Here is a 15229-nt window from a genome sequence, read left to right as displayed (position 1 = left end):
TGAGGCTCCACCCACGTCAGGAGATGCACCGTGTCCGTGTTCGCCGTCGAGTACACCTACGACGACCGCGCGCAGGAGCGCGACGCCGTCCGTCCCGCCCACCGCGAGTTCCTGCGGGGGCTGCTGGAGGCGGGCGACCTCCTCGCCTCCGGACCGCTGGCCGACGGGTCCGGAGCGCTGCTGGTGGTCGTCGCGGACGACGACGACGCCGCCGCCGATCTTCTGGCGGCGGACCCGTTCCGCGCCGCCGGCCTGATCCTCACGACGACGGCGCGCGGCTGGTCCCCGGTCATCGGCCCATGGTCCTCGCACGCCTGACCCGACGCCCGGCGCGCGAGCCGGACGCGAGAACGCCCCGCCCGACCTGAGGTCGAGCGGGGCGTTCGTCACGTCGGCACCGGGGGTCAGCGCACCGAACCACCGGCGTGCGGGTCGCCGTCGGTGGCATCGACGTCGTCACCCGCGCCGCCGGCGCCCGCCTCGCGGCTGCCGCGCGGCGGCCACAGGTGAGAGACCAGCGCCGCGCCCCCGAGGGCCACGACGATCACGACCAGCGAGATCCACGTCGGCAGCTCGGGCGCCCACTCCACGCTCTCGCCACCGTTGACGAACGGCAGCGTGTTGAGGTGCAACGCCTCGAGGATCAGCTTCACGCCGATGAAGGCGAGCACGACCGCGAGCCCGTACTTGAGGTAGGCCAGCCGCTCGACGAGGCCACCGAGCAGGAAGTACAGCTGCCGCAGCCCCATGAGCGCGAAGACGTTCGTCGCGAACACGAGGAACGAGTCGGTCGTCACCGAGAAGATCGCGGGGATCGAGTCGAACGCGAACAGCAGGTCGGTGGTGCCGAGCGACAGGATCACCAGCATCATCGGCGTCACCATGCGCGACCCCGTCGAGGAGCGGGTCGTCAGGCGTGAGCCGTCGTACCCGTCGGAGACCGGGAGGATGCGCCGTATCAGCCGGATGACGCGGTTCTCCTCGTACTCGTCCTCGTCGCCACCCCGCACCATGCTGACGGCGGTCACCAGGAGGATCGCGCCGAACAGGTAGAACACCGCGGTGAAGCGCTCGATGACCGCGGACCCGGCGAGGATCAGCCCTCCCCGCAGGACGAGGGCGATGAGGATGCCGATCATCAGCGTCCGCTGCTGCAGGTGCCGGGGCACCGCGAACGCGCTCATGATCAGCATGAACACGAAGAGGTTGTCGAGCGAGAGCGAGTACTCCAGCAGCCAACCGGTCGTGAACTTCAGCGCGGGGTCCGAACCGCCCACCACGAGCAGCACGACGGCGAAGACCAGCGCCAGACCGATGTAGGCGAGCACCCAGCGCGCGCTCTCGGCGACCGAGGGCACGTGCGGGCGGCGCCCGATGATGACGAGGTCGGCGAGGAGGATCCCCGTCATGACGACGAGGGCCGCGACCTCGAACCACCCCGGGATCACTGGCGGCGGTCCTCCGACGAGGCGTCACGATCGGTCTCCGACGTGCTGAACGCCGGGTCGATGGGACGGTCCTGGGTGGAGGTGTGGGACTCGGGCACGTCGGCGATGTCGCCGATTGTGCCGACTCGCGGCACGTTCGTCCCAGCCACCAGGGCGGCCTTGCGCTCGTCGCTCCTGGTCTTCGCGAGACTGGCGACGGTCGTGATGATCAGCACGCCGACGATGAACGACAGCGAGACCGCGATCGAGACCTCGGGGATCAGGTGGATCTCCTCGCCGCCGTTGATGAACGGCACCTCGTTGGTGTGCATGGCGTGGATGACGAGCTTGACGCCGATGAAGGCGAGGATCGCGGCCAGGCCGTAGTTGAGGTAGACCAGCTTGTCGAGCAGACCGTCGATGAGGAAGAACAGCTGACGCAGGCCGAGGAGGGAGAACGCGTTCGCGGCGAAGATCAGGAAGACCTCCTGCGTGAGACCGAAGATCGCGGGGATCGAGTCGACGGCGAAGAGGATGTCCGCGCTCCCGATCGCGACCATGACCAGCAGCATCGGCGTGATGAAGAGCTTGCCGTTGTCACGGTGGAAGACCTTGTCGCCCTTGAAGCCGTCGGTGACGGGGAAGAACCGGCGCACGAGGCGGACGAGACCGGTCTCCTTCTGCTGCTCGTCGGCCTCCTTGTGACGCAGCTGGAGGATCGCCGTGTAGATGAGGAACGCGCCGAAGATGTAGAACACCCAGGCGAAGTTGTTGACGATCTCGGCGCCGATGAAGATGAACAGCGTCCGCAGGACGAGCGCCAGGATGATGCCGACGAACAGCACCTTCTGCTGGTACTCCCGGGGCACGGCGAACGCGCCCATGATCAGCACGAACACGAACAGGTTGTCGACCGAGAGGCTCTTCTCGGTGATGTAGCCGGCGTAGTACTCGGCCGCGAAGCCCCCGCCCCACATCCACAGGACGAAGAGGCCGAACAGCAGGGCGATTGCGACGTAGGCCGCCGACCACAGCGCCGCCTCGCGCAGCGTGGGGGCGTGCGGCTTACGCACGTGGCCGAAGAGATCGACCGCGAGCATCGCGACGATCCCCGCGACCGTGACGGCCCAGATCAGGGGTGAGACATCCATGAGTAACCTTTCGGTTCGTCGACAGGGGAACCGAAGGTCTTCTCCGGCGCGACGACGTGCCGCGCCCAGCTGGACCGGGAACCCGCCGTTGGGTGCCGTGATGACGATCCAGCTGTCGTGAGGAGTACTCCCCTTCGTTGGAGCGAGATTATCAGAGCCGGACCCGTTCGTTGACGAGGCAATCAGTTGACGAACGTCACGTCACCGCGACGCTCGACCGCCCCCGACCGCGTCCGACCGCCCGAAAGCCCCGTCCTCAGGCCGAGGCCGCCATCATCTGGCGCAGCTCCTTCTTGAGGTCGGAGATCTCGTCGCGCAGCCGCGCGGCGACCTCGAACTGCAGCTCGGCCGCCGCGGCGTGCATCTGGTCGGACAGCTCCTGGATGAGCTGGGCGAGGTCGGACGCCGCAGCACCGGCGAGCCGTTCGCGCGCCGACGAACCACCCTTGGCGGCCTGGCCCCCGGACCTGCCCTTGCCCGTCTGGCGGTAGCCGCCGGCGAGCAGCTCCTTCGTGTCGACGTCCTCGCGTGCGAGCTGGTCGGTGATGTCGACGATCTTCTTGCGCAGCGGCGTCGGGTCGATGCCGTTGGCGAGGTTGTAGGCGACCTGCTTCTCCCGCCGGCGCGTGGTCTCGTCGATCGCCAGCGCCATCGACGGCGTGATCTTGTCGGCGTACATGTGGACCTGACCCGAGACGTTGCGCGCCGCGCGGCCGATGGTCTGGATCAGCGACGTCCCCGAGCGCAGGAAGCCCTCCTTGTCGGCGTCGAGGATGGCGACCAGGGACACCTCCGGCAGGTCGAGACCCTCGCGCAGCAGGTTGATGCCGACCAGGACGTCGTAGACGCCCATGCGCAGCTCGCGCAGCAGCTCGATCCGGCGCAGCGTGTCCACCTCGGAGTGCAGGTAGGCGACCTTGATGCCGCGCTCGAGGAGGTAGTCGGTGAGGTCCTCGGACATCTTCTTGGTCAGCGTGGTCACCAGGACGCGCTCGTCGCGCTCGGCCCGCTCGCGGATCTCGCCCAGCAGGTCGTCGATCTGCCCCTTGGTGGGCTTGATCACGACCTGCGGGTCCACGAGACCCGTGGGGCGGATGACCTGCTCCACGAACCCGTCGGACTGCCCGAGCTCGTAGGCTCCCGGCGTCGCCGACAGGAACACCGTCTGACCGGTGCGCTCGAGGAACTCCTCCCACCGCAGCGGACGGTTGTCCATCGCGCTCGGCAGCCGGAACCCGTGCTCGACGAGCGTGCGCTTGCGCGACGCGTCGCCCTCGAACATCGCACCGATCTGCGGAACCGTCTGGTGCGACTCGTCGATGACCAGCAGGAAGTCCTCGGGGAAGTAGTCCAGCAGCGTGTGCGGCGGCGTGCCGCTCTCGCGACCGTCGATGTGTCGGGAGTAGTTCTCGATGCCCGAGCACGTGCCGATCTGGCGCATCATCTCGAGGTCGTAGGTGGTGCGCATGCGCAGCCGCTGCGCCTCCAGCAGCCGGCCGGACTGCTCGAGCTCCGCGAGCCGCTGCTCGAGCTCGGACTCGATCGTCACGACGGCGCGCGACATCCGCTCCGGGCCCGCCACGTAGTGCGTCGCCGGGAAGATGTGCGTCTCGGTCTCCTGCCGCACCACGTCCCCGGTCAGGGGGTGCAGCGTCGCGATCGACTCGATCTCGTCGCCGAAGAACTCGATGCGGATCGCGAGCTCCTCGTAGACCGGGATGATCTCGACCGTGTCGCCGCGGACGCGGAACGTGCCCCGGTTGAACGCCATGTCGTTGCGCGTGTACTGCATGACCACGAACTGGCGCAGCAGGGCGTCGCGCTCAACGACGTCGCCCACGCGGAGCTGGACCATCCGCTCGACGTACTCCTGCGGGGTGCCGAGACCGTAGATGCAGGAGACGGACGCGACGACCACGACGTCGCGCCGCGTCAGCAGCGAGTTGGTCGCCGAGTGGCGCAGCCGCTCCACCTCGTCGTTGATCGACGAGTCCTTCTCGATGTAGGTGTCCGAGGACGGCACGTAGGCCTCGGGCTGGTAGTAGTCGTAGTAGGAGACGAAGTACTCCACCGCGTTGTTGGGGAGCAGCTCCCGGAACTCGGTCGCGAGCTGCGCCGCGAGCGTCTTGTTCGGTGCCATCACGAGCGTCGGCCGCTGCACCTGCTCGATGAGCCACGCCGTCGTCGCCGACTTGCCCGTACCCGTGGCACCGAGCAGCACGATGTCCTTCTCGCCGCCCTGGAGGCGCGAGGTCAGCTCGCTGATCGCCTGCGGCTGGTCGCCCGAGGGACTGAACTCGGAGACCACCTCGAACGGGGCGACGGTGCGCTGCAGATCGGTGACGGGACGCATGGCTCAACGGTACGTCGGACCACTGACATCGACGGCTGGCGGGGGCAGGATGGATCACGAGTCCGGGGGTCCGCCCCGGTCTGACGCAAGGAGACATCATGCCCAGGACCGTCAACAGCGCCGCCAGCACCGTCTGGGAGGGCGACCTCGCCTCCGGATCGGGCCGCACCACGGTCGCCAGCGGCGCGTTCCCCGCCGTCGACATCAGCTGGCGCTCCCGCGCCGAGGGCGAGGGTGGTCAGACCACGCCCGAGGAGCTCATCGCGGCCGCGCACGCGTCGTGCTACTCCATGGCCCTCTCGCACGAGCTCGCCGGCAAGGGCACGCCGCCCACGCGCGTCGAGACCTCCGCCAGCGTCGCGTTCGTCGCGGGCGAGGGCATCACCGGCATCACCCTCACGGTCGAGGCGACCGTGCCGGGCATCTCGGAGGACGACTTCCTCGCCGTCGCCGAGGCCGCCAAGACCGGGTGCCCCGTGAGCGCCGCGCTCGCGTCCGTGCCGATCACGCTCGAGGCGACGCTCAAGGCCTGACCCTCGGGTCCGCACGCTGCAACGTCGCACGGATCGGGACCGGTCGGAGGCTTCCACGCCTCCGGCCGGTCCCGATCGGCGTCAGCGGCCGCGGTCGGCCACCAGCGGCAGCACGTGCGTGCGCCAGAGCTCGGCGACGGCGTCGCGCGTCGTGACGACGTCGACGTCCGTGTCCACCAGCACGTCCGCGACGGCGCGGCGGTCGGCGTCGCTCGCCTGCGCCGCGATCCGGGCCGCTGCCTGCTCCCGGCTCAGACCCCGCGCGACGGCGCGCTCCAGCCGGACGTCCGCGGGCGCGTCGGCGACGACGACGAGGTCGTAGCGCGGCGCGAGCCCGTTCTCCACGAGCAGCGGGACGTCGTGCACGAGCACCGTCCCCGTCGCCGCCGCAGCGACCACCGCCGCGAACCTCGCCCCGACCGCCGGGTGCACGATCCCCTCGAGATCGCGCCGCGCGGCCTCGTCGGAGAACACGACCCCCGCCAGCGCCGCGCGGTCGAGCGAGCCGGCGGCGTCGAGCACCCCCGTACCGAAGCGGTCGACGACGGCGGCCAGCCCCGGCGTCCCCGGCTCCAGCACCTCGCGGGCGAGCGCGTCGGCGTCGACGACCTGCGCCCCGAGCTCGGCGAGCATCCGCGCGAGCGTCGACTTGCCGGACGCGATGCCCCCGGTGAGCCCGACGAGCACCGGCCCCGCACCCGTCCCACGACCGGTCACGAGAGCGTCCCGCCCACCACGTGCAGGTCGGGACCGGCGTGCCCGAGCGTCGCGCGGACGATCTCCCGCACCGCCCGCACCGTCTCCTCCAGCGCCATGTCGGTCGCGGCGGGCACGTGCACGAACCCCACGCGTGCGTCGGGCGCGACCTCGAGCGCGTGCACGAACGTCGCGTTGCAGACGTAGGTGCCCGCGGACAGCGACACCTCGACCGCCAGGCCCGCGGCGCGGCACGCGGACAGCGCCGCCTTGACGGGCAGCGTCGCCTGCCGTGCGAGCGGCGCCCCCGGCGAGACCTCCTCGTCCACGGGCTGGCCGCCGTCGTTGTCGGGGATGCGGGCGTCGGCCAGGTTCAGCGCGACGCGCTCGATCCGCACGGCCGAGGAACCCCCGGCCAACCCGGTCGCGACCACGACGTCGGGGGCGTGCTCGGCGACCAGCGCCGCCAGCCGCTCGCGCACGGCCGCGAACACGACCGGCAGCCGGGCGACCACGAGCCTCGCCCCCTCGACCTCCTCGTCCCAGTCCCGGGCGAGCAGGACGGCCGCGTCCCACGAGGGGTTCGTCGCGGCGTCGGCGAAGGGTTCGAAGCCCGTGACCAGCACGAGCGGAGTCTTCCCAGGCATCCTCCGAGCCTAGTCGGGCAGGTTCGCCGCCTCGTCGACCGCGCCGTCGGAGACGCCGCGGCGCAGCGTCTCGCCGAGGAAGAACCCCGGCCGACGCACGCGCTGCACGACCATCACCACGACCCCGAGCAGCAGCACCGTGACACCCAGCACGAACACCAGGCCGACGCCCCCGATCTGCGACCCCGAGCCGAAGTCTGGATCGATCGAGTCGCGCAGCGTCGTGACGAACAGGATCGTCAGGACGACGCCGCCGACGAGCGGGAAGACGAGCTGGAAGAAGGTGTTGCGCCCCGAGGCGAACCACTGCGTCCGGAAGTACCAGACCGTCGCGAACGCGGTGAGTCCGTAGTAGAAGCAGATCATCATGCCCAGCGCGGTGATCGTGTCCCACAGCACGTTCTCGCTCACGAACCGCATCACGGCGTAGAAGGCGGAGGCGACGACGGCGGAGACGATCGTCGCGTAGCCGGGCGTGAAGAACCGCGGGTGGACGGTCGCGAACCGGGGCTGCAGCGCCCCGTAGTGCCCCATCGCCAGCAGCGTGCGCGCCGGGGAGACGAACGTCGACTGGAGCGAGGCCGCCGAGCTCGACAGCACGGCGAGCGAGACCAGCCACGCGAGCGGACCCATCACGAGGGCCGAGAGGTGGAAGAACACGTTGTCCTGGATGCCGGCGTTGCCCAGGCCGTACTCCCCCGTCCCGACCCCGGCGAACGAGATCAGCGCGACGGCGAGCATCACGTACACGACCACGATGATCAGCACGGTCAGCGTCGCCGCGCGCCCCGGCGTCGAGGCCGACCCCTTGGTCTCCTCGTTCATCGTCAGGGTGACGTCCCAGCCCCAGAAGATGAAGATCGACAGCGACAGCCCGGCGGCGACCATGCCGAACTCGGGGATCTCCAGCGGGTTGAACCACGACGCCGAGATCGGCGTCGGGTCGTAGGCGGTCCCGTTCGCCACGCCGACGAACGCGGCGACCGTGAACACGGCCAGCACCAGGAGCTGGAAGCCGACCAGCACGTACTGCAGCTTCTGCGTCGTCTGCATGTCCCGGTAGGAGATCCAGGTCGCGCCGGCCATGAAGGTCAGGCACGTCACGACGTTGATCACCGGGTTGGCGGCGAGGTCGGCGATGCCGTCGTTGCGCGTGATCTGCGCGATCAGGAGGTAGAGGAAGTCGACGGCGATGCCCGCGAGGTTCGACAGGACCAGGATCGTGGCGGCCACCAGGCCCCAGCCCGCCATCCAGCCGACGTACGGCCCGAACGCGCGCGTCGCCCAGGTGAAGGACGTGCCGGAGTCCGGCATCGCCGAGTTGAGCTCGCGGTAGCCGAACGCCACCAGCAGCATCGGGATGAACCCGACCAGGATGATGGCGGGCACCTGCGTGCCGACCGCCGACGCCGTCGGCCCGATCGCCGCGGTGAAGGTGTAGGCGGGAGCGACGCACGAGATCCCGATGACGACGGCGCCGACCAGGCCGACCGTGCCCGCGCCGAGCCCCTTCCTCGACAGGCCGGAGCCGTCCCCCGGCACGTCCCGCTCCGCCACCCCACCGGCGTCCTGCCCCGACCCCGACGTCGCTCGCTCCAGATCGGTCACGACTGCTCCCCCATCACCGCGTCGCGCGGTACCACGACCATCGGGACCGGCAGCTCGCGCAGCATGCGCGAGGCCGTCGCCCCCAGGAACAGCCGCCCGGCGCTCGCCAGGCGGGAGGAGCCGACGACGACGAGCTCGTCCCCGGCGAAGTCGACGGCGACCACGGCCTGGGAGAACGTCGCTCCCCTGGCCACGAGCGTGTCGGCGGCGACGCCGTCCGGGAGCGTCTCGTGGACGCCCTCCAGCACCGTCGAGACGTGGGCGTGGGCGGCCGCCGCCGCGGCGTCGCTCGTACCGAGTCCCTCCTCGTCGATCGCGACGAGGGACAGCAGCCGCAGCCGGGCGCCGAGGGCGTCCGCCAGGCGGATCGAGGCGGACATCACGTCGCTCGCGCCCGGACGCAGTCCGATCGCCGCCGTGACCCGCGACACGCCCGCGGCAGGGCTGCTGCGCAGCTTCTTGGGGGCGAGCGCGACGGGCACCTCGGCGGCGTGCAGCAGCGCGTTCGCGACGCCCGAGACCCGGAACCGTCCCGCGATGCCGCCGCGGGCCGCGCCCACGACGACGAGGGCGGCGTCGAGCTCGCGGGCCGCCTCGAGCAGCCCCTCGGCGCCGGACTCCGCCCACCGCAGGTGCGTCGTCGCGCCGCCCGGAACACCTCGGTCGTGGCGCGCGAGCCACTCCTGCGCGCCCGCGAGCCACTCCAGCGCGGCCTGCTCGAGGTAGCGCGTGAACCCGGCCTCGGGCGGGGCGAGCGTCGCGCGCTCGGTGCTCGCGAGCACCAGCACCACGTGCAGCTCGCCGCCGGAGGAGGCGGCGAGGCGCGCCCCGAGCGCGAGCGCGTCGCGGCCCGCCCCGGTGTCCTGGAAGCCGACGACGACGCGCATCAGTCGGCCGTCGCGCCGTCGGCCGGCCCGCCGTCGGTCAGCTCTGTCACGATCGCCGCGGCCTGCGCGTGCCCGACGCGGATCGCGCCGTCGACGTGCTGGAAGCCGAGCGCCGCGAGGTCGGAGCAGGCCCACCGGATCGGTCCGACCGGGGTGCCGGCGTCGGCCCCGAACCGGCTGAGCCCGCCGATCCCGAAGCTGGCGGCGTAGGCGCCGCGCGTCCACTCCTCGCTCCCCCAGTCGCTCTCGTAGTAGACGACGGGGTGGCGCGCCTCGTCACCGAGGTAGGCGGCGAGCGAGTCCAGGATGCGCTCCCGCCGCTCCGCGGCCGGCAGCGCGAACATCGCGTCGGCCGTGGCGTCGGCGACGAAGCCGACCAGCGTGCCGCGGCCGTCGCGCTCGTCGACGTCGCTCGTGTTGTCGTAGGCCTCGTGCACGATCTGGTAGGGGCTGAACGCCGTCCCCGACAGGCCCTTGTCGCGCCAGAACGGCGTGTCGTAGACCGCGTGCACCTTGATCACGAGCCCGAGCGAGAGCTGCTGGTGCAGCACCTGCTGGCGTCGCGGCAGCGGCGGCTCGAACGCGATCCGGCTGTAGAGGTTCGGGGGGACGGCGACGACGGCGCGGCGTGCCCTGACCGTGATCGGTCCGGCGCTGCCGCCGTCGGCGTGCGCGACGACACCGGTCTCCGACCACTCCAGCGTCCGCACCGGCGCACCGAGGTGGACGTCACCGCCCAGCCGCTCCGCCAGGAGCAGCGGCACCTGCTGCAGCCCGCCGACCACGCGCCGGTCGAGGATGAAGTCGGCGTCGACCAGGTGCGAGAAGCTGCCCTGCGAGGCCGCCATGAGGATGGCCTGCAGTGCCGAGACGGCGTGCGCCGGCTTCGTCAGCATGGCCTGCGCCGCGAACAGCGCGAGGTTGTCGCGCGCCTCGACGTCGTCGGTCTGATCCGCGAGCCAGGCCGACCACGAGATCTGGTCGAGCTCGGCGGCGCGGGGGTGGGCCCAGGGCTCCTCGGCGCCGACCTCGGCGACCAGCTCGTCCAGGACCTCGATGATGCGCTCGATCTCGGCCGCCGTCTCCGGCGCCACCGGGAAGATCTCGCCGGTGAACCGCGTGGGCTCGCCGTCGCGCGGCACGTAGACGCTGTCCCCCTCGCGGTAGCGCGGATAGGTCTCGAGCCCGAGGTCGGCGAGCGTCTTGAGCAGCGCCTCCTGATCGGGCGAGACCCACTGGCCGCCGACCTCGAGCGTGGCGCCGTCGACGTCCTCGGTCCAGAGCCGACCGCCGATGCGGTCCCGCGCCTCGAGCACGGCGACCGTGAGGCCGGCGGCGACGAGGTCGGTCGCGGCCGTGAGGCCCGCCGCACCCGCGCCGATGACGACGACGTCGCGCTCGACGACCCGATCCGTCGCGTCCGAGGCCCCCGTCGTCCCCGTACCCGTACCCGTGCTCACCACGGTGCTCATCACGCCTCCGTCGCCGTCATCACGTGCTTGATCCGGGTGTAGTCCTCGAGCCCGTAGACCGACAGGTCCTTGCCGTAGCCCGAGTGCTTGAACCCGCCGTGCGGCATCTCCGCCACGAGCGGGATGTGGGTGTTGATCCAGACGCAGCCGGCGTCGACGTCGCCCGCCAGCCGTGCGGCCTGCGCGACGTCGCGGGTCCAGACGCTCGCCGCGAGCCCGTAGTCCACGCCGTTGGCGAGCTCGACGGCCTGGGCCTCGCCGTCGAAGGGCTGCACCGTCAGCACCGGTCCGAAGGTCTCCTGCTGCACGATCGCGTCGTCCTGGCGGACGCCGGTCACCACGGTCGGCTCGAGGAAGAAGCCCTTCTCGCCGATGCGGCCGCCCCCGGTCGCGATGCTCGCGTGGGCAGGCAGCTCGGCCAGCACACCGGTCACCCTGGCGAAGTGCGTCGCGTTGTTCAGCGGTCCGTAGTAGGCGTCCTCGACGTCGCCGACGGTCAGCGCCCGCGCCGCGGCGACGAGGGCGGCGACCAGCTCGTCGTGGATCTCGCGGGCCACGATCACGCGCGTCACGGCGGTGCAGTCCTGACCGGCGTTGAAGAACGCGGCACCGACGATGCCCTCGGCCGTGGCGGCGACGTCGACCCCCGCGAACACGACGGCAGGCGCCTTGCCGCCCAGCTCGAGGTGCGCGCGGGTGAGGTTGCCGGCGGCGGCGTTCGCGACGGCGAGCCCCGCACGCACCGAGCCGGTGATCGCGACGAGACCGGGCGTGCGGTGCGTGGTGAGCAGCTCGCCCGTCGAGGCGTCGCCCAGCACGAGGTTGAGCACGCCGTCGGGCAGGATCCCCCGCGTCAGTCGCACGAGGACGAGGGTGGACTCCGGCGTCGTGTCGCTCGGCTTGATGACGACCGTGTTCCCCGCCGCCAGCGCCGGGGCGAGCTTCCAGATCGCCATCATGATCGGGTAGTTCCACGGCGTGACCTGACCGACCACGCCGATCGGCTCGCGCCGCACCTGCGACGTGTGGCCCTCCATGTACTCGGCCGACGCCGCACCCTGCAGGGTCCGGGCGGCGCCGGCGAAGAACCGCACGTGGTCGGCGCCGGTCAGCACCTCCTCCGCCCGGATGGCCTCCTTCGGCTGGCCCGTGTTGCGGTGCTGGGACTCGACCAGCTCGTCGGCGGCCTCCTCGATCGCGTCGGCCCACGCCAGCAGCATCCGCTGGCGCTGACCGGGTGTCGTGCGGCGCCAGGCGAGGCGGGCGGCCGAGGCCGCGGCGTAGGCCGCGTCCACGTCGTCGGCGTCGCTGATCGGCGAGACCGCGACGACCTCCTCCGTGACGGGGCTGACGACGTCGAGCCGCCCCGTGCCGTGCGCGTCGACGAAGCGACCGTCGATCCAGTTCTGCAGCACCATCGGTGGTTCTCCTCGGGGCTTTCGTGCGGGTGTGGTCGGGGTGGGTGTCAGGCGGGGGTGAGCGCGTACTTCACGGACTGGTACTCCTCGAGGCCCTCGGAGCCGCCCTCGCGGCCCAGTCCGGAGGCCTTGACGCCGCCGAACGGCGCGGCCGCGTTGGAGACGACGCCGAGGTTGATCCCGGTCATCCCGGTCTCGAGCCGCTCGACCAGGCGCTGTGCGCGGGCGAGGTCGCGCGTGTAGGCGTAGGACACGAGGCCGTACTCGGTCCCGTTGGCCAGGGCCAGCGCCTCGTCCTCGTCCGCGAACGTCGTGATCGTCACGACCGGTCCGAAGATCTCCTCGCGCAGGATCGCGGCCTCGGCCGGAACGTCCACGACGACGGCGGGCGCGAGGTAGCTGCCGCCCTCGGGCAGCCCCTGCGGCAGCTCGGAGGCGGTGAGGACACGCGCACCCGCCGCGACGGCGTCGTCCAGCAGGGCGGAGATGCGCTCGACGGCGCCCGTGTCCACGAGCGGGCCGATCGTCGTGCCCTCGCGGTCGCCGGGTCCCACGTGCAGCGCCTCGACCTTCGCCACGATGCGCGCCGTGAAGTCCTCGGCGACGTCCTCGTGCACGAGGAACCGGTTGGCTGCCGTGCACGCCTGGCCGACGTTGCGGAACTTGGCGAGCATCGCCCCCTCGACCGCCGCCTCGACGTCAGCGTCCTCGAACACGAGGAACGGCGCGTTGCCGCCGAGCTCCATCGACGTGCGCAGCACGCCCTGCGCCGCCTGGGCCAGCAGGGTCCGACCGACCGGCGTGGAGCCGGTGAAGGAGAGCTTGCGCAACCGGGGATCGGCGATGACCGGCTCGCACACGCCGCGCGAGTCGCTCGTCGGGATCGCGTTCACGACGCCGTCAGGCAGCCCGACCTCGCGCAGCAGGTCGACGAACGCGAGCGTGGTCAACGGCGTCAGCTCGGCGGGTTTGATCACGCTCGTGCACCCGGCCGCGATCGCGGGGGCGAGCTTGCGCGTGGCCATCGCCAGCGGGAAGTTCCACGGTGTGATGAGGAGGCAGGGCCCGACGGGCACGCGCGTGACGATCACGCGGCCCGTGCCCTCGGGGTTGCGCCCGTAGTGCCCGCCGATGCGCGCCGCCTCCTCGCTGAACCAGCGCAGGAACTCGCCGCCGTAGGTGACCTCGCCGCGCGACTCCGCGACCGGTTTGCCCATCTCTGCCGTCATGAGCGCGGCGAAGTCCTCGCGGCGCTCCATGAGCAGGTCGAACGCGTCGCGCAGCACCACGGACCGCGCGCGGGGCGCCGTCGCCGCCCATCCCGCCTGCGCCGCGACGGCCGCGTCCAGCGCGGCCGCGCCGTCGGCCACCGACGCGTCCGCGACGGCGGCGATCACCTCGCCCGTGGCGGGGTCGGCGACGTCGAAGGTCGCGCCGTGCTCGGCGTCGCGCCAGGCGCCGCCGATGAACAGCTGGTGCGGGGTGGTGGAGCTGATCGTCACGACGGTCGTCCCTCGGTCTCGGGTCGGGCGGTGGGGGGTGAGGCGGTGGGGGTGAGGCGGTCGGGCAGCAGGGCGGTCAGGCGGCGGCGAGGGCGTCGAGCAGGACGTCGAGGCCCTCCTCGAGCAGGTCCAGCGGGATGGTCAGCGGCGGCAGCAGCCGGACGACGTTGCCGTAGGTCCCGCACGTCAGCACGATGACGCCCTGCGCGTGCGCGGCCTTGACGACACGCTGCGTCAGCGCGGCGTCCGGCGCCCCCTCCGCGTCGACCAGCTCCACGGCGATCATCGCGCCTCGTCCACGGACGTCACCGATGCGCGGGTCCTGCGCCTGCGCCGCGCGCAGCCGCGTGAGCGCGACCTCCTCGATCGCGCGCGCGGCACCGATCAGGTCGTCGGCCTCGTACGTCTCGATGGTGGCGAGCGCGGCCGCGCAGGCGAGCGGGTTGCCGCCGTAAGTCCCGCCGAGACCGCCGGCACCCGGGGCCTCCATCAGCTCGGTCCGCCCGGTCACGGCCGACAGCGGAAGTCCGCCGGCGATGCCCTTGGCCATCACCACGAGGTCGGGGACGATCCCGCTGTGCTCGCTCGCGAACATCGCACCGGTGCGGGCGAACCCGGTCTGGACCTCGTCGGCGATGAAGACGACGCCGTTCTCGCGGCACCACGCCACGAGGCCCTCGAGGAACCCGTCGGCCGGCACGATGAAACCGCCCTCGCCCTGGACGGGTTCGATGATCACGGCGGCGAGGTTCTCGACCCCGACCTGCGTCGTGATCTGCGCGATCGCGCGGTCCAGCGCCTGCCGACCGGTCAGCCCGTCGCGGTAGGGGTAGGACGTGGGGGCGCGGTAGACCTCGGGCGAGAACGGGCCGAACCCGTGCTTGTACGGCTTGACCTTGGCGGTCAGCGCCATCGTCAGGCTCGTGCGGCCGTGGTAGGCGTGGTCGAACGCGACGACGGCGGTGCGACCGGTCGCGACGCGTGCCACCTTGATCGCGTTCTCCACGGCCTCGGCCCCGGAGTTGAACAGCGCGGTGCGCTTGTCGTGGTCGCCCGGGGTGAGGGCGTTCAGCCGTTCGGCGACGGCGACGTACTCCTCGTACGGCGTGATCATGAAGCAGGTGTGGGTGAAGTCGGCGACCTGGGCGGTGACGGCCGCGACGACGCGCGGGGCGCTGTTCCCGACGCCGGTGACGGCGATGCCCGACCCGAGGTCGATGAGCGAGTTGCCGTCCACGTCCACGACGACGCCGCCCCCGGCCCGCGCGGCGAACACCGGCATCGTGGTGCCGACGGCGGTCGGCACCGCCGACCGCTTGCGCTCCATCAGCTCGAGGGAGATCGGACCCGGGACGGTGGTGCGGAGCCGGCGGACCTGCGGGAGGCTGTGCGGTCGGTCGCCGGGGGTGGCGGCGGTCGCGGTGCTGCTCTCGGCGGCGGTCGGTGCGGTGGTCACGGCGCTCTCCTTCGTGGCGATGTCCGCCCAGGGTAGGAGTGCGCCACCTCACGCGGATACTGCCGATCCGCAGCGCTGC

13 protein-coding genes are annotated in these 15229 nt (G+C 71.8%); 2 read left to right on the top strand and 11 right to left on the bottom strand.

Annotated features, from left to right (window positions below):
- The first annotated feature begins 30 nt into the window (after positions 1-30).
- The gene (locus SERN_RS10875; protein WP_135850144.1) at positions 31-318 is read left to right on the top strand and encodes a YciI family protein; all 288 of its coding nucleotides are present in this window, start codon (positions 31-33) and stop codon (positions 316-318) included.
- A gap of 86 nt (positions 319-404) precedes the next feature.
- On the opposite strand, the gene SERN_RS10870 is transcribed toward SERN_RS10875, so the two are convergent.
- The 3 genes from SERN_RS10870 to uvrB all read right to left on the bottom strand — a co-directional run bounded on the left by SERN_RS10870 (position 405) and on the right by uvrB (position 4931).
- Positions 405-1448 (bottom strand): TerC family protein, encoded by a 1044-nt coding sequence (locus SERN_RS10870; protein ID WP_233251622.1) that lies wholly within the window; start codon positions 1446-1448, stop codon positions 405-407.
- A complete protein-coding gene (locus tag SERN_RS10865; RefSeq protein WP_135850143.1) occupies positions 1445-2578 on the bottom strand; it encodes a TerC family protein in 1134 nt (377 codons plus the stop codon). The genes SERN_RS10870 and SERN_RS10865 overlap by 4 nt, the downstream gene beginning before the upstream one ends.
- A gap of 256 nt (positions 2579-2834) precedes the next feature.
- A complete protein-coding gene (gene uvrB / locus SERN_RS10860) occupies positions 2835-4931 on the bottom strand; it encodes an excinuclease ABC subunit UvrB (protein WP_135850142.1) in 2097 nt (698 codons plus the stop codon).
- A gap of 98 nt (positions 4932-5029) precedes the next feature.
- On the opposite strand from uvrB, the gene SERN_RS10855 reads away from it, so the two are divergent.
- Positions 5030-5464 (top strand): OsmC family peroxiredoxin, encoded by a 435-nt coding sequence (locus SERN_RS10855; protein ID WP_135850141.1) that lies wholly within the window; start codon positions 5030-5032, stop codon positions 5462-5464.
- A gap of 81 nt (positions 5465-5545) precedes the next feature.
- Here the strand turns inward: SERN_RS10855 and coaE are convergent, their stop codons facing one another.
- The 8 genes from coaE to gabT form a co-directional block, all read right to left on the bottom strand.
- Positions 5546-6181, bottom strand: coding sequence for a dephospho-CoA kinase (gene coaE / locus SERN_RS10850; protein WP_233251621.1), 636 nt, complete (start codon positions 6179-6181; stop codon positions 5546-5548).
- On the bottom strand, positions 6178-6807 hold the full coding sequence (locus tag SERN_RS10845) for a pyroglutamyl-peptidase I family protein (protein ID WP_135850140.1): 630 nt from the start codon (positions 6805-6807) through the stop codon (positions 6178-6180). The genes coaE and SERN_RS10845 overlap by 4 nt, the downstream gene beginning before the upstream one ends.
- 9 nt (positions 6808-6816) lie before the next feature.
- Positions 6817-8364 (bottom strand): APC family permease, encoded by a 1548-nt coding sequence (locus tag SERN_RS10840; protein WP_135850519.1) that lies wholly within the window; start codon positions 8362-8364, stop codon positions 6817-6819.
- Positions 8365-8411: 47 nt separating this feature from the next.
- A complete protein-coding gene (locus tag SERN_RS10835; protein ID WP_135850139.1) occupies positions 8412-9302 on the bottom strand; it encodes a universal stress protein in 891 nt (296 codons plus the stop codon).
- Positions 9302-10774 (bottom strand): flavin monoamine oxidase family protein, encoded by a 1473-nt coding sequence (locus SERN_RS10830; protein ID WP_135850138.1) that lies wholly within the window; start codon positions 10772-10774, stop codon positions 9302-9304. The genes SERN_RS10835 and SERN_RS10830 overlap by 1 nt, the downstream gene beginning before the upstream one ends.
- Entirely contained in the window at positions 10774-12192 is a 1419-nt protein-coding gene (locus SERN_RS10825) for an aminobutyraldehyde dehydrogenase (RefSeq protein ID WP_135850137.1), read from the bottom strand. The genes SERN_RS10830 and SERN_RS10825 overlap by 1 nt, the downstream gene beginning before the upstream one ends.
- A 47-nt stretch (positions 12193-12239) precedes the next feature.
- Entirely contained in the window at positions 12240-13694 is a 1455-nt protein-coding gene (locus SERN_RS10820) for an NAD-dependent succinate-semialdehyde dehydrogenase (protein WP_135850136.1), read from the bottom strand.
- A gap of 76 nt (positions 13695-13770) precedes the next feature.
- Positions 13771-15150, bottom strand: coding sequence for a 4-aminobutyrate--2-oxoglutarate transaminase (gene gabT, locus SERN_RS10815; protein WP_135850135.1), 1380 nt, complete (start codon positions 15148-15150; stop codon positions 13771-13773).
- Positions 15151-15229: the final 79 nt, after the last annotated feature.

Origin of the sequence: Serinibacter arcticus (genome assembly GCF_004786095.1) — a bacterium.
Lineage (GTDB): Bacteria > Actinomycetota > Actinomycetes > Actinomycetales > Beutenbergiaceae > Litorihabitans > Litorihabitans arcticus.
This window is presented reverse-complemented; position numbering and strand designations above follow the sequence as displayed.